Genomic DNA, 20,868 nt, shown 5'->3' with positions numbered 1-20,868 from the left:
ACGGCCGCTTATGGACATCATTGACAGTCACCTCCACGTATGGGATCGCTCGCGGGCGCGTTACGACTGGCTGGGACCGCACGTCGCCGACGTCGACCGCGACATCACGTTCGACGAGGTCGTTCCCGAGCTGGATCGAGCCGGTGTTGACGGCGTGATCCTCGTTCAGTCGGCTGACGAACGCGGCGACACCGAGAACATGCTTGATGTCGCCTCTCGTGAAGAGCGCGTTGTCGGCGTCGTGGGCTGGGTGCCGTTAGACGACGCCCCTCGAGCGACGGAGCTTCTGGACAGATTCGGCTCCGAGAAGATCGTGGGCGTGCGCAACCTCATCCACGATCGGAGCGATCCGGATTGGGTCCTCAGCTCGCCCGTCGATGAGGGGCTGACCGTTCTCGAACGCGAGCGGCTGCCTTTTGATTTCGTCACCGGCGATCCGGCCGCCTTGACACGACTGATGATCGCGGCCGATCGGCATCCGGACTTGCCTATCGTGCTCGACCACCTGGGAAAGCCGACGATCGACGGTGCTGAGGCCGAGCGCGCCGAATGGCGACGGCTGCTCGCCCTCGTCGCCGAACGCCCCAACGTCTTCGCGAAGGTCTCTGGTCTCTACGCCGCGTCGGGCAAGGCGGACAGTTGGACGACGCCGCAGGTCGGCAGCGCAGCGAGGGTCGCCTGCGACCTCTTCGGGGCGGAGCGGCTGATGTACGGAGGTGACTGGCCGATGTCGACCATGGCCGGAGGCTACGAGCGAGTGTTCGCGGCGCTGCAGGCCGCGACCGCGGACTGGTCGCAATTCGAGCGTGAGAACTACTTCGCTCGAACGGCGCGCGCTGTCTATCGGCTCCCGGGTCCCTAGATGAGTGAGTCCGTTTAGGTTTAGTGGTCGTAGGCGATGAGGGATCGTTTGCGGGGCGCTCCGATGAGCCAGTTGTGCCAGATACCTGTGGCGAGGGCGAGGAGCCTTGCGGCGACGCGGGAGTAGACGCCAGGGATGGTTCTTCCGCCGTGATCCTCGAGGGTGAGTTGTCCTTTGAGTGTGTCGAATGCTGACTCGACCCATTGTCTGATGCCGCCGAGTTTTCCGAATCTGGGTTTCTCGTTCTTGCGGTCAGGGCGGATCAGGTGTGCGCCGAGCTCTGTGGTGATGAAGCCTTCGAAGTCGCGTCCGGCGAAGCCTTTGTCGGCGATGATCACTTGCCCGGGCTGGAGGAGGTGCCGGTCGTGGCGGAGCATCGCTTCGGCGGCTTCTCGTTCGCCGATCTTCGGGTTCGCCAGTCCCCAGATGGCGGGCATTCCCTCTGGGGTGCAGATCAGATAGAGACGGAATCCCCAGAAGAATCGGGAGTGGGAGGCGCAGTATCCGTAACCAGCATGACCGGCCAGATCGGAGCGTTTCACCGTCTCTCGTGATTTGCCGCAGGGCAGCGGTGTCGAATCGATCAGCCTCGTGACCTCGCCCCAGGTCGGGGTATCGCGGGCCAGCTCCGTGATCACCGCGGAGATCAGTCCCGTTGCTTGGCGGACGCGTTTTCCCCACCCTGATTGCTGCGGCAGATTCGGGAACATGCCGGACAGGTGTTTACGGGCGTAGCGGATCCATTTGCGGTCCGAGGAGATGCCGAGCAGGTGCTGCGCCACGAGCAGACACAGTAGCTCGACATCGTTCAACGCGGGTTTACGGCCGGGGCGTCGAGCTCTCGAAAATCCTAACGCGGGGATGATCCGATCGTCGAGATGGACGTAAAGTGTGGTCAGGAGGGTGTTCAAATCTGTCTTCACAAACAGGGTTTAACACCCTCCGCCCACGATTAACAGCCTCCACGGGGCCAAACCCTAATAGGACTCAATCATCTAGGTCTCCTTGCCTGGGTGCGCCGCGGCGAACTCCTCGACCCCGAGCAGGTGAGACGCCATCCTGATGCGGGAGCGTTCCGGATCCCGTGTGCGAAGAGCCTTGAGGATCGCGCGGTGCTCGGAATGCGCTTCGTTGAGTGAGTCTCGTTCGGTGATCGCTCGCCACAAGCGTGCGCGCTGCGTGCGCGTCATGAGGCTGCCGATCATGGCCGCCAGTGCCGGGTTTCCGCTCGCCATCGCTATTCGCCTGTGAAACTCGGCATCCGTGTCGATGAAGGTCTCCGGGTCTACCTCGTCTGAGTCGAGCACCGTGTCGATTTCGGAAAGGATGCCGTCGAGCGCGTCCAGCTCGATCGCGGTCATTCGGGTCGCTGCAAGGCTCGCAGACTCGCTCTCCAACACGCGCCGCACGGCAAGAAGGTCTTGCGACTGGTCGCTATCGCGCAGTTCGGCGTAGAAGCCGAGAGGGCGAAGCAGCGAGTCAGGATCGAGCTGAGTGACGTAGGTGCCGTCGCCCTGCCGCGTCTCAAGTACGCCAAGGGAGGCGAGCGCTCGCACTCCCTCGCGAAGCGAGCCGCGTGAGACGCTCCATCGCGCCGAGAGTTCCTTTTCGATGGGCAGGCGGTCGCCAGCGCGAAGCTCCCCTGACGCAATCATCTGCTTGACGTTGCTGATGACCAGGTCTGTGCGCGAGCCGCCTTCGGCTGGAATTTTTGCGACATCATCTACCACACCGCAAGCATACTGCTTGAGGCCAGTTGTTCGACAAATTACAGAAATTTCGCCGAATCGTTATGGGCTGCTACCAGTGGCGTACGCCTGGAGATTCTCTGAGGTCCAGTAGCGAATCTCGGGAGCTAGAACGCAATGAAGGCGCAGAAACTCGCGGTTTTACATCGAACTTGTTCTGCTGATTCGCTCGCTTTGCTGAGTGCGAGTGGGGCGTCGTCTCGGGCCTCGAGCCCGTCGCCGTCCATTTTTGAAATTGGCATTGACAGGGAATGGTCTGACGTTTATCGTCGTTCTCGTGCCAGTTCGACGACGATTGGATGGTTGAGAACATGTCTCCCTTTTCTCTGCGGGTCACGACGAGCTCATGTGCAGCTCACCCCGCCGGTCGGAGAAAGACTGGTCTCCCGTGGTGATGCCCGTGCAGGGTGCCGCGGGCCCGAACGTCGAAGGCGCGGCGCGACAGGTAAGGCTCCCTCCGAATGCGAAAGGCTGGCGCGCTGCGAAGCGCAGCTTCCGGAGGCACTGGCAGCTCTACCTGCTGATCATCCCCCCTGTCGCGTACTTCATCATCTTCAAGTACATACCGATGACCAACGCGGTGATCGCGTTCAAGGATTACAACGTTGTCGACGGCGTGTGGGGTAGCCCCTGGGTGGGGTTCGAGCAGTTCGCGCGATTCTTCGACAATCCCATCTTCTGGACGTTGCTTCGCAACACGTTCATTCTTTCGACGTACGTGGTGCTCGTGAGTTTTCCGATGCCGATCATCCTTGCGCTCGCACTCAACGAGGTGCGCAGTCGCTTCTTCCAGCGCACAGTGCAGATGGTTACGTACGCGCCCTACTTCATCTCCACAGTTGTCGTCGTTTCGATGACGATCCTGTTTCTTTCGCCGAAGCTCGGCCTGGCGGGAGACGTCACGTCGTTCTTCGGAATGCACGCCATCGACTTTCTCGGTGATCCTGACTTCTTCCGCCATATCTACGTTGCGACAGACGTCTGGCAGACGACCGGGTATTCTGCGGTCATCTACCTCGCAGCGCTGTCAGCGATCGATGTGTCGCTGTACGAGGCGGCGAAAGTGGACGGCGCCAGCAGGTTCCAGAGAATCATGAACGTCGACCTGCCCGGCATCATGCCGACGGCAATGACCATCCTCATTCTGAGCGTTGGGAATGTGATGGCCATCGGCTTCGAGAAGGCTTTCCTCTTTCAGAACTCGCTGAACCTGTCTCAGTCGGAGATTATTCCAACGTATACGTACAAAGTCGGGCTTCTGAACGCCGACTTTAGCCAAGCAGCGGCGATCGGGCTCTTCAACGGCGTCATCAACCTGGTGCTGCTCCTCGGAGTCAACGCTGTATCGAAACGTGTGACGGGAACGGGATTGTGGTGATGACGAAGTTGGGTAAGACGGGGCCTGTGACGACTCGGAGTCTGATTGCTGTGACAGGCAAGAAGGGCATGCGCGCGGGAGGAAACCGTCGCGGTGATCACCAGACACAGATCAAGGATCCGCTTGTCGATCGCTTCTTCATGATCGGCGTCTACATCTTGTTGACGACGTTCCTGCTTGCCGTTCTTTTGCCGCTGCTGTACATCGTGGCGAGTTCGTTCAGTTCGCCGCTTGCCGTTTCGTCTGGTCAGGTCACCTTTTGGCCGGTTGATTTCACTCTTGAAGGGTACGAGCGGGCTCTCGGCGACTCTCAGATCATGACGGGGTTCCTCAACTCGCTGATCTACACGACGGTGGGCACTCTGATCAGCCTGACTCTCACGGTTGCCATTGCATATCCGCTTTCGCGGAAAGATCTGTGGGGGCGCGGTGGACTGAGCCTCGGTGTCATCTTCACGATGCTCTTCGCGGGAGGCATCATCCCGACGTACATCGTTGTGCAGCAGCTTGGCCTTCTCGACACACGTTGGGCGTTGCTTCTTCCTCAGGCGGTCGGAGTGTGGCAGGTCATCATCGCTGTCGTTTTCTTTCGCTCGTCCATTCCGGATGAGCTGTACGAGGCGGCCCAGCTTGACGGAGCCAGTGACCTGCGCTTTCTGTGGACGATTGTGCTTCCGCTGTCGAAGCCGCTGCTGGCAGTGATCGCGCTCATGTACGCGATCTTCCAGTGGAACTCCTACTTCGACGCTCTGATGTACCTCAGGGATCCCAGCTTGTACCCGCTGCAAATCGTTCTGCGCAATGTGCTGATCCTCAATCAGGCTACCCCTGGAATGGACGCTGCGGCGCAGATCGAGCGCCAGCAGCTGGCCGACTTGCTGAAGTACTCGCTGATTGTCATCTCGACAGTTCCGGTGATGCTGATCTATCCCTTTGTGGCGCGGTACTTCAACAAAGGAATCATGCTCGGCTCTGTCAAGGGCTGAGAAGCGACGGACCGCGAAGCCACCCTTTGGTTTCGCACCTCAGAGCCCCGGGGCATCCGGGTTCAAAAACAAGAGAGAAAGGTAAGACAGTGTTCTTACGATCACACCACGGCAAAGGAGCCGAACGCGTGAATCCGATCGCGGTCGGTGCTGTGCTCGCCATTTCGGGACTCGTACTTGCGGGTTGCACGGGGCAGAGCGCAGAAGAAGACCAAAAGGTCATCACCATCTTCGGTGAGCAGGGCGCCCAGATCGATCTCAACACAAACTCCTTCACGAAGCTGCTCGAAGAGAAGTTTGACGTCAACATCAAGTTTCAGACCACGGGATATGGGGCCTCGGAGGCAACGGAAGCGCGTCAGATCTCGCTTGCGGGCGGCGAACTACCCGAGGCATACATGCTTGTGCCCTGGGCATCGCAGTTCAGCCAGGCCGAATTGCAGAGATACGGCGACCAGGGAGTCATCCTCCCCCTGAACGACCTCATCGACGACTACGGCCCCAATATTGCGAAGGCACTCGATGCAGAGCCCGGCTTCAAAGAACTGACGGAGACCCCGGATGGCAAAATTTGGGGCCTCCCCCAATGGAACGACTGCTATCACTGCTCGTATCCGTACAAGTTCTGGATCAACACCCAATGGCTAGACAATCTCGGGATGGACATGCCGAGCACGCCAGACGAATTCTTCGATGTCATGACAGCGTTCAAGAACGAAGACCCGAATGGCAACGGCAAGGCTGACGAGATTCCGCTGACGGGGAGTACGCAGCAGTCACTCGTTCCGTTCATCATGAACGCCTTCATTTACAACGCGTTCAACACGGGGTCTGGGGCTACCGGACAACCCGTCTCGCTTGGGCTTGACGGCGACACTGTGCAGATGCAGACAGCACAGGACGGTTGGCGCGAAGGGTTGCAGTTTATGAGCAAGCTGTGGGAGGCAGGGCTCATTGATCCGTCGGCCTTCTCCCAAGGCGGAGATGCGATGACGGCCACCGGAAACTCGGCTGAGGGCGTCCTCGTCGGCGGCTTCACCGCCATGCATCCCGGGTTCGCCGTCACCTTCGGGCGGGAAGATCATCGTGTCAATCAGTACAATCCGATGCCCCCGCTGACCGGGGCAGCAGGTGACCTCGCGACCTATGTGCTGCCCAGCGTTCCGGGAGCAACCTTCGTCATCACAAAGGAAGCCGATGACGTTGAGCAGAAGGTGATCATGGAAATCATGAACTACATGTTCTCTGACGAAGGGCACATTCGAGGCGAGTTTGGCGAAGAAGGCATCGGCTGGCGCGCGCCGGAAGAGGGCGAGATAGCGCTGGACACGGAGCTCGAGCCCAGTCTCGTCGATATTCCGATGGACGAGGAGAACGAAGCAGACTACAACGGCAACTGGGGGCCGATGGCACAGGTATTCGAAACGAACGACTTCCGCAACGCGCAGGTGCAGCCCATGGATATCTATACCGAAGAGGGCGCCGAACGCCGGTTCTACCAAGCGACAGAGCTCTACGAGGGGAAGGAGTCTGATGCGATGTTCCCCTACTGGAACGTCTGGGTTCCCGACGATGATTCAAACGAGCTGTCGACGTTGACGACAAACGTTGAGAACTATGTGGCGACAGCGACGGCGGAATTCATCACCGGCGTGCGCGATCCCAACAGCGACGCGGACTGGTCCACCTATGTGGATGGCCTGAAGGGGCTTGGATCTGACCGTTACGTGGAGATCTGGCAGAACGCCTACGACCAGTGAGGCTGTGAGCTGGGGCGAGCGCTTCGGCGCACGCCCCCGTTCCCGTCTCCGCGCGCCACGTGTCGCGCATGACATCTCGAAGAAGGGGTGCTTGACGAAATGCAGCCGACCGGTTCATTCGACGCGATAGCAGGAGGGGCTCCCTTCGAGAGCCGGACCGTCGCACTGAAATGGGAAGACGGGTTGATTGCTGGCAGCGGAACTGTCGGCGCGCTGCTCTTTGGTGAACCAGGCGAGCAGACGATATCGCTGTCCCACGAACAGTTCTTCCTCCCCGCGAACCCGACACCCGATGCGCCCGACCTCTCTGCGGCCGTCGCCAGCATCAGAGACGCGGTGAACCACGGCGACAGCGGGCTCGCGACGGAGCTGATGATGGCGGCGGCGAGGGAACCGGCCTATGGGAACGGCTTGGTGTGGACAAACCCTCTGGGCATGTGTGCGACGCTGCTCGTGCGGGCACCCGGAAGCAGAGGCGGGCCGGTGCAACGGCTAATTGATCTCGAACACGGAGAGGTCGCTACGCAGTGGCAGGATGCTCGCGCCGGAACTGTACGCGTGAGCGTCATTGCCCCGCGTGGCGGGGAGACCGTCTGGGTGTCAATTGAGGCCGAGCACGAGCTTTCGGCGCGCATCGACCTTGGTCTCTCGTTCGAAGCCGTGTCTAGCGCCGCCACCGGCGCGCCCAACTACTCCGAGCACGTGCGCAGTGAGCTGATCGCCGGACCCTCCGCTCGCATCGTCGCCTCGGCTGTGAACAGCGGGTCGGCGATCACGGCGACCACGAGGGTCCACGCCCCCAACCCGTGGGCGTTCGACGACACGGGCACCCATCTCACGACAGTCGTTGATGTGCCCGAAAACGGGCGGGTGCTTCTTGCTGCGACCGTCGCGGTGGGTGACGACGCGGGGGCGCTTGCCGATTTTGTCGATGTTCGCGACTGGGCGTCGCTGCGGCAGGCGCAGTCAGAGTCGCACGGTGAACTGGTGCGGCAATCAGTCCTCGACTTCGGCGATGAATACCCTGCAGAACTGACCGAGCTGACGTGGCGCCGGGCGAGAGAAGGGGACGCGGCTGCACGGCGACGCGCCGTCGAGATCGCGTACCTCTCGGGGCGAGCGAACGTCATCGGTGCCACGGGCTTTCTGCCGCCGACTCTTCAGGGCGTGTGGCAGGGCACCTGGACGCCAGCCTGGTCTGCCGACTACACGATGAACGGCAACGTGCAGAATGGCGGCGCAGCCAGCCTGATCCCGACAGGGACTCCTGAGCTTGCGACCTCGCTTCTGAGACTTGTGCTCCCGCACCTGCAGGACTATCGAACGAATGCCCGTAAGATCTTCGGTGCGAACGGCATGCTGTTGCCCGCGAGAATGTCGGATACGGGGCGTGCCAACCACTTCGGGGCGGAGTTTCCGCACGTCTTCTGGGTCGGCGGCGGAGGCTGGATTCTGCGTTTCGCCGCCGACATTGTGTCGACTACAGGTGATCGTTCGATTGTCGACGATGATCTCTGGGCTCTCGTGACGGGCGTGCTCGAGTTCGCCGAGTCGGCGTCGATCGTCACGGAAGGGGTACGTCACCTCGCGCCCGGCTATTCGCCCGAGAACACGCCCGGTTCGAGCGATTTTCCTCTCGCAGCCGATCCGACGATGGACATCGCGATTCTGCGAGACGCCGCACGCTGCGCGCGGGTACTCGCCGAGGCACGGGGCGACGATTCTCTCAACGAACGGTGGTCGCGCGTTGTCGCTGATCTGCCCGACTATCGCGTTGCGGCGGATGGCACGTTGGCCGAGTGGATCGATGGCGCCTTGTCTGAGAACATCGCCCACCGCCACACGTCGCAGCTTTACCCGCTCTGGTACGAACCAGACGAAGCATTCGTCGGCGACTCCGAGTTGGCGCGAGCGCTGAGGAACGCGGCGGCCACGACGATCCGGCGAAAGATCGCGTGGCGGGCCGACGACCCGACGGCACCTCCAGGGCGCATGGAGATGGCGTTCGGTCTTGTTCAGCTGGGGCTCGCCGCTGCCGCACTCGGCGATGCCGAGTCGACGCTCACCTGCATTGACTGGCTCGCCCTCGAGCACTGGACGCCGGCGCTCACCACGACGCATGACGCCGGGCGCATCTTCAATCTCGACCCGAGTGGCGGGCTTCCCGCCCTCGTCGCGGCGATGCTCGTCTCCTCTGATCGTGAATCGCTCACCGTGGTCCCCGCTCTGCCCGACGAGTGGAGCGAGCAGGGTGCGATAACGGGGCTCACCGCACGCGGCGGCATCATCGTTGACCGCCTCGAGTGGAACGAAAGCGAGGCTCGCGTTCACGTGCGGCGGCGCACTGACGCGGAATGGCTTCGCCCAGATGGCTCGCTACGTCTGACGGCAGGGTCATCCTTCCTCTTTTCCGAGTCAGGCACGAACGAGCTGCTCATCACTGTTGGCGAGAACCCCGTCGTCGTCGCCCTCCACCGAGTACGGCATCGCGCATGATCACAAACCTTCCGCTATCGGCCGTTGCCCTGAGTCCGGGTGAGTTCGAGCGACGTCGCCGCCTGAATCGGGAATATCTTCTCTCGCTGACCGACGACAACCTGCTTCAGAACCACTACATCGAAGCGGGGATATCGAATCGCCTCTGGCAGTTCAAACCGAGCTCTGAGGACCCCACGGACAGAGGCGTCGGTCGACACTGGGGGTGGGAATCGCCATCGGGAGAGCTGCGGGGTCATTTTCTCGGGCACTGGATGTCGGCTGCGGCACGGGAGGTGGCCTCGACGGGAGACGCACTGCTGGCCGCGCGGGTGAGCTCCATCGTCGCGGAGCTCGAACGCTGCCAACGTGAGAACGGCGGCGAGTGGGTGTTCGGCATCCCTCAGTCGTTCATGCATCGGCTTGCGCAAGGCCGCGCCGTGTGGGCCCCGCAGTACAACGTGCACAAGACGCTGATGGGCCTTGTCGACGTGGCGCGAGAATGCGGTGACCCCCGTGCGCTCGCCGTAGCCCATCGAGCTGCAACATGGTTTGATCGGTGGGCCGCCTCATTCGATGAAGAGACATTCGACGAGATTCTCGACGTTGAGACCGGCGGAATGCTCGAAATCTGGGCTGACCTGCTCTCGCTCACAGGCGACGAGATGTATCGCCGGCTGCTGAACCGCTATGACCGGCGCCGCTTGTTCGATCCGCTGATCGCTGGCGCTGATGTGCTGACCAACATGCACGCGAACACGACGATCCCCGAGGTGCTGGGCGCCGCTCGTGCCTACGAGGTGACCGGTGAGCAGCGGTGGGCAGACGTGGTCAGGTCCTACTGGAACGTGGCGGTGACGCAGCGTGGCACGTACTGCACAGGAGGGCAGACCTCGGGTGAGATCTGGACGCCGCCGTTCGAGTTTGCGGCACGCCGCGGAGACAAGAATCAGGAGCTCTGCACCGTCTACAACATGATTCGTCTTGCCGATGTTCTGTTTCGCTGGACGGGGGAGCGCGTCTACCTCGACTACATCGAACGAAATCTCTACAACGGCATCCTCGCGCAGCAGAACGACGCGACGGGGACGGTGGCCTACTTTCTGCCGCTTGAGGCGGGAGCCCGAAAACTCTGGGGAACGCCGACCGAAGATTTCTGGTGCTGCCACGGAACACTTGTGCAGGCGCACTCGCGACACCAGGCGTCCATCGCCTATCTCGACGAACGGACGCTCGTCATCGCGCAGTACATCGCGTCGACGATCACGCTTGAAGTCGATGGGCGGCAGGTCACTGTTCGCATCGAACGGAGCGAGACGGTCGACGCGGTCGGCCCGGAAGCCAACGCAGGACGGTCGGGGTCACGGCATCGACCAGAGTCGTGGCAGGTCGATATCACGATCGAGTCGGATGCCGCGGCGGACGTGCCTCTGCGTCTGCGCATTCCCAACTGGGTGCACGGGCAGCCATCGTTCCACATCGACGGCAGAGAAGCGGATGTCCGTGTTGCCGACGGGTTCGCAGCAGTTCGGCACTCGGGCGAGCGCACGAGGGTTCAGATGAGTCTTCCGTGCGCGCTTCAGTGCGAGCCCATACCGGATGAGCCCGAGACCGTTGCTTTTGTGCATGGTCCGGTCGTGCTTGCGGGGCTGACGGATCGAGAGCGTCGCCTTCACGGCGATCCGAATGACCCGACGACGATTCTCGCACCAGACAACGAGCGGCAGTGGGCGCAGTGGCTGCCCGGCTTTCGCAGCATCGGCCAGTACGAGTCGATTCGGTTCACACCGCTGTACCGGGTGCGGGATGAGAGCTACACCGTCTACTTTCCCGTCACGAATCGTGTTTCAGAAGACATCGACGCGCGCAATCGCACTGCGCGCAACGGCGAAGGAGAGCGCGCATGACCGGTCCCATCACCTGGAGGCCAGGGAGCCTTGAGGTTGTCATCGATTGCGAAGCGACGCCGCCGCGGGTGGCGTACATCGGCGCCCAGGGGGAGTCGGGATGGTCTGCGGGTTCCGCCGGTCTTCCCCTTGCCGAAGTGCGCGTTGCGGGGGAGGGCAACGCCATCGCCTCCTCGGAGCGGCTGATGGGCAGCGCACTGAGTCGACGGATGCGCTATGTGTCGCACGACGAGACGACGGAGGGTGACAGCAGCAGGCTCGAGGTGACCATGCGTGACCCCGGCAGCTCGCTCACCGTTGTGACGCGGCTTCGCAGCTGGCGCGACATCGCGGTGGTTCGGTGGCAGACCGACGTGATCAACGACGGTGACGCCGCCGCCGACGTGCAGCTGCTCTCGTCGTTTGCGCTGGGAGGGCTCACTGCTCCCGGCAGTGCGTGGTGGAACGATCAGAGAGTCGCGTTCGCCGACAACAGCTGGTTTCGCGAGGCATCCTGGCAGCACAGCCCTCCCGGCGACCTGGGCCTCGACGATGTCGGCCTCGCCCAGTGGAGGTATGCGGGCTCGCGCGCGTCGTTCTCGCTGACGGGCCGAGGAAGCTGGTCGAGCGGCGGCCACCTTCCGCTCGGAATGCTGAGCGCGAACGACGGTTCTCGCTCGACGCTCTGGCAGATCGAGAACAACGGCGGCTGGCGGTGGGAGATCGGCGACTGGGAAGGCGCGCTCTACGTCGTGGGAACGGGGCCGACCGATCAGGCGCACGCGTGGACGCGTCGGCTTGCGCCGGGCGAGCGATTTCGCGGCGTTGCCGCTGCCGTCGCCGTCGCGCGCGGAGACGATGCCGCGTTTGCCGCCATGAACGCGTATCGGCGACGCATTCGCCGGCCGCACCCGGACAACGAGCGGCTCCCGGTGATCTTCAACGACTTCATGAATGCGCTCATGGGCGACCCGACGACCGAGAAGCTGCGTCCGCTCATCGACGCGGCGGCGTCTGCGGGCGCCGAGTACTTCTGCATCGACGCGGGATGGCACGCCGATGATCGTGCCTGGTGGGATGCCGTCGGCGAATGGCGGGAAACGCCGTGGCGCTTCCCCGGAGGGCTCTCTGAGGTGACTGAGCGTATTCGCACGGCGGGCATGATTGCCGGGCTCTGGCTCGAACCCGAATCGATCGGCGTGCGAAGCACGGCGGCAGATGAGCTGCCGCACGAGGCGTTCTTTCAGCGCGACGGAGTTCGCGTTATCGAGGCGGGTCGCTACCAGCTCGACTTTCGTCACCCCGCCGTGATCGACCGGTTGAACGGGGTCGTCGAGCGACTCATCACCGATTACGGCGTCGGCTATCTGAAGTTCGATTACAACGTGGATGTGACGCAGGGCACCGATGTGTCGGGCAGCAGTCCGGGCGATGGTCAGCTCGAACATGGGCGCGCCTACCTTGAGTGGGTCTCGAGTCTGCTCGACCGGCATCCGACCCTGGTGATTGAGAACTGCGCGAGCGGAGGGCAGCGCATGGACTACGCGTCGCTTGCGCTGCATCCGGTTCAGTCGACGAGCGACAACCAAGACCCGCTTCACTACGCGCCCATCGCCGCGGCGGCACCGACCGCCGTCACGCCAGAGCAAGGTGCTGTCTGGGCGTATCCAAACGCCGACTGGAGCAGCGAGCGACTCGCCTTCTCGATGGTCAACAGCCTGCTCGGGCGTGTGCACCTCGGAGGGCGCCTCGACCTGCTCGACCGGCAGCAGGCGGAGCAGGTGCGCGAGGCGATCACTGTCTATCGGGGAATACGCGCCGATCTTGCGGTCTCAGCACCGATCTGGCCGCACGGTCTGCCCGGCTGGCACGACGATGTTCTGTCGCTTGGCCTCACAGCAGCCAACCGCACCTACCTCTCGGTGTGGAGGCGAAGCGGCCCGACGAGCGTCGAGATTCCGTTGCAAGAATTCACAGGATTGGCGATCGAGGTGTCGTGCCTGTACCCGACCGCGCTGCCAACGCAGACGGAGTGGAACGGTGCCTCGGGTGTGCTGACCGTCACGCTTCCCGACGAACCGGCCGCCCGACTGCTCATGCTTCGGCACGTGTCATGACGAGCTGCGCACGCGCGCCACCGACCGTCCCGCCGTGAAGGTGCAGGGTATGAGCGCTTGCGGAAGCGGGTTGAGCGGGTTCTCGATTCGGTCGATGACTGCGTCCACCCCCGAACGGCCTAACTCGGTCGACGGCGACGTCATGAGCGTCAGCTGCGGGTCGGCCATCGAGGCCATGTCGGCGGAGGAACCGACCGAGATGATCGACATGTCATCGGGAATGGCGATGCCGACATTCTTCACTCCGGCAACGATTCCCGGTGCGGCGAGTTCGTTCATGACGAGCACTGCCGTCGTTTCGGCGTGGTCGGCTACCAGCTCGGCTGCGATCTCACGGCCGGCGTCTGGGTTCTCGTCGCACGTGAGCATCACGCTGCTCAGACCGCGCTGCGTCGTCACCTCGCCGAATGCAGACCGCGATCGTGCGACTGGCCCGTAGCCGGACAGCGCGTCGCTGCCATAGCCGCCGTCGACAAGCGCGAAGTTGGTGTGCCCGAGCTTCATGAGGTGGTCGATTGCCGATTCGATCGTCGTTTCGAAGTCGATGTCGACGAACGCGATGCCCGCGGTATCTTGTGTGCGCCCGATGAGCGCGAACGGCGTTTTGCCGCGTTCCAGCTCGCCGACACGGGAATCGTCGAGTTGCACTTCCATGAGCAGCACGCCGTCGACGAGACCCGTCGATGTGAGCTCGGTGACCTGCTCTGCCTCGTTGCTGATCGGCCAGAGCACGAGGTTATAGCCGCGTTCGCGCGCTTGCGCTGCCGCGCTGGTGAAGAAGCGCACCGCCGTTCTGCTGAAGCTGTGCTGCAGGGCAGGGTAAAGCAGGGCGATGATGTAGGTCCTGCCTCGAGCAAGAGCTCGGCCTACCGAGTTGCGGTGGTATCCGAGTTCTTTCATCGCGGCCTCGACACGGGCGCGAGTGGCAGGGGCGACGGGCTTCGAATCGTTGACAACGAAGGAAACGGTGGCGATCGAGACGCCTGCGCGCTGCGCGACTTCGTGCATCGTGGCCACGGACCCGCCCTTTCCGGTGTGTGATCGCTTGCAGTCTTTCATGAGCTTCGATCACGCTGAGCATAACAACAAGATAAACGCTTAACTTTCTTCTTGACAGAGCCAGCGTGTCGACTGATACTCGGTTACGGACGAAGAGTTAAGCGCTTTACTACAGGCAAAGGAGCCAACAATGCGTCATCGCCGGTATCTCACCGTTCTGGCAGCCGCCGCGGTCGTGCCGATCGCGCTCAGCGGGTGCAGCGGCGGATCGTCGGGCAGCTCGGGTGATCCAGACACCCTGACGATTCTCGACTACTACAACAACGAACCAGACAAGACCCTCGTGCAAGAGGCTTTGGATACGTGCGCTGCCGATCTCGGGGTCACCATCGACCGCGAGTCGGTTCCGGGGAAGGATCTCATTCAGAAGGTTCTGCAGCGCTCATCATCGAAGACGCTTCCCGACGTGCTCATGCTCGACAATCCCGATGTGCAAGAGATCGCCGCGACGGGCGGGCTCTCGCCGCTGAGCAACTACGACGTCGACACCGAGGGGTTCGCCGACGGAATCATCGAGGCTGCAACGTACGAGGGTGAGCTCTTCGGGCTCGCTCCTGCCGTCAACACGCTCGGCCTGTTCTACAACGTCGACCTTCTCGAGGAGGCCGGCATCGATCCGCCCGAGACCTGGGCCGAGCTGAAGGACGCCGCGGCCGCACTGACCGACGGCGACCAGTACGGAATCGCGTTCTCGGCGATCGCCACATACGAGGGCGCCTGGCAGTTCCTGCCCTTCATGTGGACGAACGGTGGAGACGAGACCGATCTCGACACGCCAGAGGTGCAGGAAGCGCTGCAGCTATGGGTGGACCTCGTCGACGATGGCTCGGCATCGAACAGCGTTCTCAACTGGTCGCAGGCTGACGTGAAAGACCAGTTCGCCGCGGGCAAGGCGGCGATGATGGTGAATGGGCCGTGGCAGATTCCTGCGCTGAACGAGACGGATATCTCGTGGGACTCAGTGCAGGTTCCTGTGAATGAGGCTGCCCAAACTCCCGTTGCGCCGCTCGGCGGCGAAGTGTGGACAGTGCCCGAGACCGGCGACAAAGACAAGCAGGCGAAAGCCGCCGAGTTCGTCGAGTGCATCTCGAGTGATGATAACCAGCTCGCTCTCTCGGAGTCGCGCTACCTGGTGCCGACACGCACGGCTCTCGCAGAGGAGTTTGTCGAGAAGATGCCGGAGATGGCATCGTTCACCGAGCAGGTTGCCAATGCACGGTCGCGCACAGGCCAACTCGGCGAAGACTGGCCCGAGGCGGCGACGGTGATCTACAACGCCATTCAGCTCGCGATCACAGGCAAAGCGCCAGTCGACGAGGCTTTCTCGCAGGCATCCGAGGGCTAAGCAATGCGCACCCGACACTCACCGAACGGATGCCCCGCCCATGTCGGCGGGGCATCCCGAAAGGGTCGATGATGACACCAGCGACACGCGAGCCGCAGCAGGCAGCCAACGAGGAGACGGCGCCTTCCATCCGTGCGGCTGCGGCCATGACGCGACGGGGCCGCAGCTTCACGAAGGACAACGTCGTCAAGGCGATGTTCATTGTTCCCGCGGCGATCTACATCATTCTCTTCTTCGGCTATCCCGTCGTGAAGAACCTTCTGATGAGCGTTCAGGAGTACACGACGAAGACGTTCTTCACGGGGGAGGCGCCGTTCGTCGGAATCGAGAACTACCTCACCGTCGTGAACAGCAACCTCTTCTGGCCGTCGATCGTGAACACGGCGCTCTTCACCATCGGGTCCATCGCAGGGCAGTTCGTCATCGGCCTCGCGCTCGCCGTCTTCTTCAAACGGCGGTTCCCGCTCAGCGGATTCTTGCGCGCAATGCTGCTGCTGCCCTGGCTGCTTCCGCTCATCGTCGCAAGCGCGACCTGGCGATCGATACTCGACAAAGACAGCGGCATCCTCAATCAGTTCCTCACCGGGATAGGCCTCGATGCCGTTCCGTGGCTCACGAGCCCGTCTGTCGCACTGACCGCGGTGATCATCGTGAACATCTGGATCGGCATCCCCTTTAACGTCACGATTCTCTATGGCGGGTTGCAGGACATTCCCGATGAGCTCTACGAAGCGGGCTCGCTCGACGGCGCGACGGGGTGGAAGGCGTTCTGGCACATCACCGTGCCGAATCTGCGCCCGGTCGTGAGCGTCGTTCTGGTGCTTGGGGTCGTCTACACCCTCAAGGTTCTCGACATCATCCTCGGTCTGACGAATGGCGGCCCCGCGAATGCGACGCAGACGTTGGCGATTCGCTCGTACCAGGAGTCGTTCGTCAACTTCGAGTTTGGCGTTGGCGCGGCCTTCAGCAACATTCTCATTGTGATTTCGCTCGTGTTCGCCGTGATCTATTTGCGGGCAAATCGCCGCGCTGTCGACGAGTAAGGAGCTCCGACATGTCCACAGTTCTTCTGACCGTCGATGCCGCGGCCGCTCGCCGTGCTCGAGCCCGTTCGACGCGCTCGGTCGGTTTTACAGTGCTCGGCGTGATGTTTCTCGGGGTCATGCTGTTTCCCGTCTACTGGATGATCAACGCGTCGCTGCAGCCATCGGGCAACACGCTCACCGCCGACTTCTTTCCCTTTGACCCCAGCTTCGCGGGGTACGAAACGGCGATCGCCGATCAAGGCGCCAACCTCGTCACGAGCCTCATCATCTCGCTGGGCACCGTCGTGCTGAGCCTGGTGATTGCCGCGCCAGCGGCGTATGCGCTCGCGCAGTTTCGCTATCGCTGGATCAACGTCGCGCTGCTGGCGATTCTCGTGGCGCAGATGATCCCGGGCATCGTGATCGCCAATGCACTGTATGCGGCCTACAACGACCTTGGGCTTCTGAACTCGCTGCCCGGCCTCATTCTCGCCGACTCCACCACCGCGATTCCGTTCGCCATTCTGATTCTTCGCGCGTTCATGTTGGGGGTGCCGCCCTCGATCATCGAGGCCGCGCGGGTCGACGGCGCGGGCCAGGTGAGAGCGTTCGTGTCGATCGTGCTGCCGATCGCGAAGAATTCGCTCATCACGGCAGGGCTCTTCGCATTTCTGTTCTCGTGGAGCGACTTCTTGTTCGCCCTCACGCTCACGACAACCGAAGACATCCGCCCGGTCACGCTCGGCATCTACCAGTACCTCGGTACACAGGTCTCCAACTGGAGCGCTGTCATGGCCACAGCCGTGCTGTCGTCGATTCCTGCGATCGTGCTACTTGTGCTTGCGCAGAAGTTCATCGCCGCAGGTGCGACGGGCGGCGCCCTGAAATGACCATCTGAGAGCAACGGATGCTGCGCCGGCATCCGTATCACCGCCACCGAATCTGACTCATGAGAGAAAGGCCAGCCATGTCTGGAATCACCACCCCCGAATATCCGATCAACGTTGTCGTCTGGGGTGAGAACCGCCACGAGCAGGTGCAGCAGAACGTCAGAGACATCTACCCAGACGGCATGCACGCCACAATTAAAGAGGGCATCGAAAAGAATCTCGGCGAGCGGGCGTCAGTGACGACAGTCACCCTCGACGACCCCGAGCACGGGCTCACTGAGGAGCTGCTGCAGAACACAGACGTGCTCGTGTGGTGGGGGCACGCCGCCCACGCCGAGGTTGAAGACGAGATCGTTGAACGCGTTCACCGTCACGTGCTCGCGGGCATGGGGCTGCTCGTGTTGCACTCGGGGCACTGGTCGAAGATTTTCGGCAAGCTCATGGGCACCTCGTGCACACTCCGCTGGCGGTCAGAAGAAGACCGCGAGATCGTGTGGACGGTGAATCCGTCGCACCCCATCGCTCGGGGCATCCCTCACCCCTTCATCATTCCGCAGCAAGAGATGTACGGAGAGTTCTTCGACGTTCCAGCGCCTGACGAGCTTGTGTTTCTCTCGACGTTCTCGGGCGGCGAGGTGTTCCGAAGCGGCATGACGTACCGTCGCGGCTACGGCAAGATCTTCTTCTTCAGCCCCGGCGACCAGGACTTCCCCGTGTACCACCAGAAGGAGGTGCGTCAGGTGATTGCAAACGGCGTCGAGTGGGCGAAGACTCTCCGCCCCGAACGCACCGACCCGGTGCTGCTGAGGTACGAGACCGAAGACTTCTACAATGGCGGGGGCTACAAGGGGGCGATGCACAATTGAGCGCATTCAGGACGGTGACGGATGCCGGTGTATTGCGTCTCGTGCAGGTCGGCGCGGGCGGCATGGGCCGACAGTGGATCCGGACGATCGCGGCGAACCCGGATGTCGAACTCGTCGGGCTCGTCGATCTGAATACGGATGCCGCGACGGCGGCGCTCGCCGAGGCGGGTCTGTCGGGCATCATCGTGGGAACGAGCGTCGCGGAGGTTGCCGCAAAGGCCGACGCGCACGCTGTCGTGAATGTTACGGTTCCCGCGGCGCATCATCCCGTGAACGTCGAGGCCCTGTTCGCCGGTCTTCCCGTGCTCTGCGAGAAGCCGGCCGCGCCGACCGTCGCGCAGGCGCTCTCGCTTGCGGGGGCGGCATCCGAGAGTGGGGAGCTGCTGATGATCAGCCAATCGCGCCGCTATTACCCCGAGCTCGCCGAACTGCGAGCGTACGCCGGTGAACTCGGCGAGATTGGCGTTGTCACAACAGAGTTCTTCAAGGCCCCGCACTTCGGCGGGTTCCGCGAAGAGATGGATCACGTGCTGCTCATCGACATGGCGATTCACGCGTTCGACGCGGCCCGGTATGTTCTCGACGCGGACCCGGTCGCTGTGTACTGCGAAGAGTGGAACCCGGGTTTCAGCTGGTACGACGGAGCGGCGAACGCGACGGCGACGTTCGAGTTCGAGGGTGGCGCTCGGTACATCTATACGGGCAGCTGGTGCGCAGACGGACACGAGACGTCGTGGAACGGCAGCTGGCGCGTCACGGGTGCGGGCGGGACCGCGACGTGGGATGGCGAGAGCATGCCGAATCTGCATCGCCTCGGAGAATCGACGGCCACGACTCCGGATGCCGCAGAGGCGACGATCCCGCGAGAGATCGCCGGCTCCCTGGCCGAGTTCGTCATCGCGCTGCGCTCGGGCGAGACCCCGTCAGGCGAGATCCACTCCAACGTCTACAGCCTGGCGATGGTCGAGGCCGCGGTGCGCTCGGCGGAGTCCGGAGCTCGCGTGCGGATCACCGAGACTCTCGAGGATGCTCGCGGCGCGAGCCGTGGTTAAGAGGCGGCTTCGTCGTCTGCCGCGCGCCGCGCGACAGCATCCACGTCACCATCGACATCGATGTCGAAGAGAACGCTGAGCGCATCGAGATAGCGGTCGTGCTCGCCCGTGCGCGCGAAGTCGCGGGCTCGCGTTGTCGGCGTGTGCAGCAGTCGGCCCATCATGTGGCGGAGTGCAGCGGCCGCCGTGCCGTCAGAGTCAGTGCGCTGAACACGGGCGATCTCCTCGTCGAGGATGGCGTGGGCGCGTCGGCGTAGCGCGACGACGGCGGGGGACAGCGATTCCTCGGCCCCGGCACGAGTGAAGTTCCGGGCGGCTGTGGTGACGATGGCGCGCGCCGTGTCTGTGGCCTGCAGCTCTTCGAGCGGCGCATGAATGCGGATGGTCTCGAGGTCGAGCAGCTCGACGCCGAACACGCCTCCGACATCCGGGTTGACGTTGCGCGGCAGGCCGAGATCGATCACGAGCTGGTAGGCGTCGTGGTTGACGGGGCAGCCGGGAGTCTCGTCGCGATGCAGCGCGTCGTTCGTGTGCGCCTTCGCATGATCGAGAGCGTATTCGATGCGTGCGCGCTGCAGAAGGTCGGCGTCGAGAACGTAGCCCTCGGTGAGTGTGCACGTCACGATGATGTCGCTCGAGGCGATTGCTGTCGGCAGCTCGTCGTGCTCGACGAGAGCGATTCCGTGGCTTGCCGCGAACTTCGCGCCCCGCCCCGATGTCGAGTAGACGCTCACGTCGGTGACACCGCGGTCGCGCAGCGCCGCGAGGCTCGCCCCCGCGTAGGCGCCCGTGCCGACGAGAAGAACGCGTGAGGTCGACCAGTCGGTGACGCGGCTCGATGCCAGCTCGAGTGACAGACGCACGATCGATCGGCCCGCCTGGCCAAGCGGTGTGCGGTTCTTCACGCCGCGCGACGTCTTCGATGCGTGCTGGAAGAGTCGTTCGAGAGCAGACGTGGTTGTGCCGGCCGCGCGTGCGCTCTCGAGAGAGCGGCGCACCTGGCCGGCGATCTCGCCCTCACCGACGACGACCGATTCGAGTCCGGATGCGACAGAGAAGAGGTGCTCAGCTGTGCCCTGCTCGGTCGTCACGTGCCAGGTCGTCGCGAGGTGGTCGGTGGCCACGTCACACTGCTCGGCGATGGCGCTCGTCGCCGCCGAGGTGACGCCCGCGACAGCATCCGGATGCTCGTCGTCGACATCGACGTACAGTTCGAAGCGGTTGCAGGTGGAGACGAGGATGCTGCCTGCGACACCGGGAGCCGCGTCGATGACGTGTTTCACGATCGCGTCAGGATCGGCCTGCGACGAAAGCTGTTCGAGCAGGTCGAATGAGGCGTTCTTATGACTCGCCGTCAGACTCATGAGCACGTGCTCCAGGATAACGCGACAAAGCTGAGCGGTCGTTCTACGCCGTGTC

General features: G+C 62.8%; 16 protein-coding genes. 12 read left to right on the top strand and 4 right to left on the bottom strand.

The genetic code is table 11. From position 1 onward, the window contains the following. Nucleotides 1–10: 10 nt before the first annotated feature. A complete protein-coding gene (locus OK352_RS02520) occupies nt 11–862 on the top strand; it encodes an amidohydrolase family protein (RefSeq protein ID WP_265139815.1) in 852 nt (283 codons plus the stop codon). A 20-nt stretch (nt 863–882) separates the two neighbouring features. On the opposite strand, the gene OK352_RS02515 is transcribed toward OK352_RS02520, so the two are convergent. Both OK352_RS02515 and OK352_RS02510 read right to left on the bottom strand, forming a co-directional pair. Then, nucleotides 883–1,785 (bottom strand): IS982 family transposase, encoded by a 903-nt coding sequence (locus OK352_RS02515; RefSeq protein ID WP_265139814.1) that lies wholly within the window; start codon nt 1,783–1,785, stop codon nt 883–885. A gap of 72 nt (nt 1,786–1,857) precedes the next feature. Continuing rightward, nucleotides 1,858–2,592, bottom strand: a complete 735-nt coding sequence (locus OK352_RS02510) for a FadR/GntR family transcriptional regulator (protein ID WP_265139813.1) — start codon at nt 2,590–2,592, stop codon at nt 1,858–1,860. Nucleotides 2,593–3,004: 412 nt separating this feature from the next. Here OK352_RS02510 and OK352_RS02505 point away from each other — a divergent pair, with 412 nt between their 5' ends. The 6 genes from OK352_RS02505 (at nt 3,005) to OK352_RS02480 (ending at nt 13,212) form a co-directional block, all read left to right on the top strand. After that, nucleotides 3,005–3,988 carry an ABC transporter permease gene (locus OK352_RS02505; protein ID WP_265140265.1) on the top strand — a complete coding sequence of 328 codons (984 nt, stop codon included), beginning with the start codon at nt 3,005–3,007 and terminating at the stop codon, nt 3,986–3,988. 50 nt (nt 3,989–4,038) lie between these two features. Then, on the top strand, nt 4,039–4,974 hold the full coding sequence (locus OK352_RS02500) for a carbohydrate ABC transporter permease (protein WP_265139812.1): 936 nt from the start codon (nt 4,039–4,041) through the stop codon (nt 4,972–4,974). A 128-nt stretch (nt 4,975–5,102) separates the two neighbouring features. Continuing rightward, nucleotides 5,103–6,734, top strand: a complete 1,632-nt coding sequence (locus OK352_RS02495; RefSeq protein WP_265139811.1) for a type 2 periplasmic-binding domain-containing protein — start codon at nt 5,103–5,105, stop codon at nt 6,732–6,734. 87 nt (nt 6,735–6,821) lie between these two features. Next, entirely contained in the window at nt 6,822–9,230 is a 2,409-nt protein-coding gene (locus tag OK352_RS02490; protein ID WP_265139810.1) for a glycosyl hydrolase family 95 catalytic domain-containing protein, read from the top strand. Next, a complete protein-coding gene (locus OK352_RS02485; RefSeq protein ID WP_265139809.1) occupies nt 9,227–11,116 on the top strand; it encodes a glycoside hydrolase family 127 protein in 1,890 nt (629 codons plus the stop codon). Before OK352_RS02490 ends, OK352_RS02485 begins: the two co-directional genes overlap by 4 nt. Continuing rightward, the gene (locus OK352_RS02480) at nt 11,113–13,212 is read left to right on the top strand and encodes a glycoside hydrolase family 36 protein (RefSeq protein WP_265139808.1); all 2,100 of its coding nucleotides are present in this window, start codon (nt 11,113–11,115) and stop codon (nt 13,210–13,212) included. Before OK352_RS02485 ends, OK352_RS02480 begins: the two co-directional genes overlap by 4 nt. On the opposite strand, the gene OK352_RS02475 is transcribed toward OK352_RS02480, so the two are convergent. Next, nucleotides 13,207–14,220, bottom strand: coding sequence for a LacI family DNA-binding transcriptional regulator (locus OK352_RS02475; RefSeq protein ID WP_265140263.1), 1,014 nt, complete (start codon nt 14,218–14,220; stop codon nt 13,207–13,209). The genes OK352_RS02480 and OK352_RS02475 overlap by 6 nt on opposite strands. Before the next feature lie 181 nt (nt 14,221–14,401). On the opposite strand from OK352_RS02475, the gene OK352_RS02470 reads away from it, so the two are divergent. The 5 genes from OK352_RS02470 to OK352_RS02450 all read left to right on the top strand — a co-directional run bounded on the left by OK352_RS02470 (nt 14,402) and on the right by OK352_RS02450 (nt 19,449). Then, nucleotides 14,402–15,616: a sugar ABC transporter substrate-binding protein gene (locus OK352_RS02470; RefSeq protein ID WP_265139807.1), complete on the top strand. Its 1,215-nt coding sequence runs from the start codon at nt 14,402–14,404 to the stop codon at nt 15,614–15,616. A gap of 146 nt (nt 15,617–15,762) precedes the next feature. Then, nucleotides 15,763–16,659 (top strand): carbohydrate ABC transporter permease, encoded by an 897-nt coding sequence (locus tag OK352_RS02465; protein WP_265140261.1) that lies wholly within the window; start codon nt 15,763–15,765, stop codon nt 16,657–16,659. An 11-nt stretch (nt 16,660–16,670) separates the two neighbouring features. Then, nucleotides 16,671–17,531 carry a carbohydrate ABC transporter permease gene (locus tag OK352_RS02460; RefSeq protein ID WP_265139806.1) on the top strand — a complete coding sequence of 287 codons (861 nt, stop codon included), beginning with the start codon at nt 16,671–16,673 and terminating at the stop codon, nt 17,529–17,531. Between the two features lie 77 nt (nt 17,532–17,608). Beyond that, entirely contained in the window at nt 17,609–18,397 is a 789-nt protein-coding gene (locus OK352_RS02455) for a ThuA domain-containing protein (RefSeq protein ID WP_265139805.1), read from the top strand. Beyond that, nucleotides 18,394–19,449 (top strand): Gfo/Idh/MocA family protein, encoded by a 1,056-nt coding sequence (locus tag OK352_RS02450; RefSeq protein ID WP_265139804.1) that lies wholly within the window; start codon nt 18,394–18,396, stop codon nt 19,447–19,449. The genes OK352_RS02455 and OK352_RS02450 overlap by 4 nt, the downstream gene beginning before the upstream one ends. Here OK352_RS02450 and OK352_RS02445 read toward each other — a convergent pair. Continuing rightward, on the bottom strand, nt 19,446–20,813 hold the full coding sequence (locus OK352_RS02445; RefSeq protein ID WP_265140259.1) for a glutamyl-tRNA reductase: 1,368 nt from the start codon (nt 20,811–20,813) through the stop codon (nt 19,446–19,448). The two genes, OK352_RS02450 and OK352_RS02445, sit on opposite strands and share 4 nt — an antisense overlap. Nucleotides 20,814–20,868 lie beyond the last annotated feature (55 nt).

This window comes from Microbacterium sp. MPKO10, assembly GCF_026107415.2.
Taxonomy (GTDB): domain Bacteria; phylum Actinomycetota; class Actinomycetes; order Actinomycetales; family Microbacteriaceae; genus Paramicrobacterium.
Note: the sequence above shows the minus strand (reverse complement) of the source record. Positions and strands in the feature narration are given on the sequence as shown.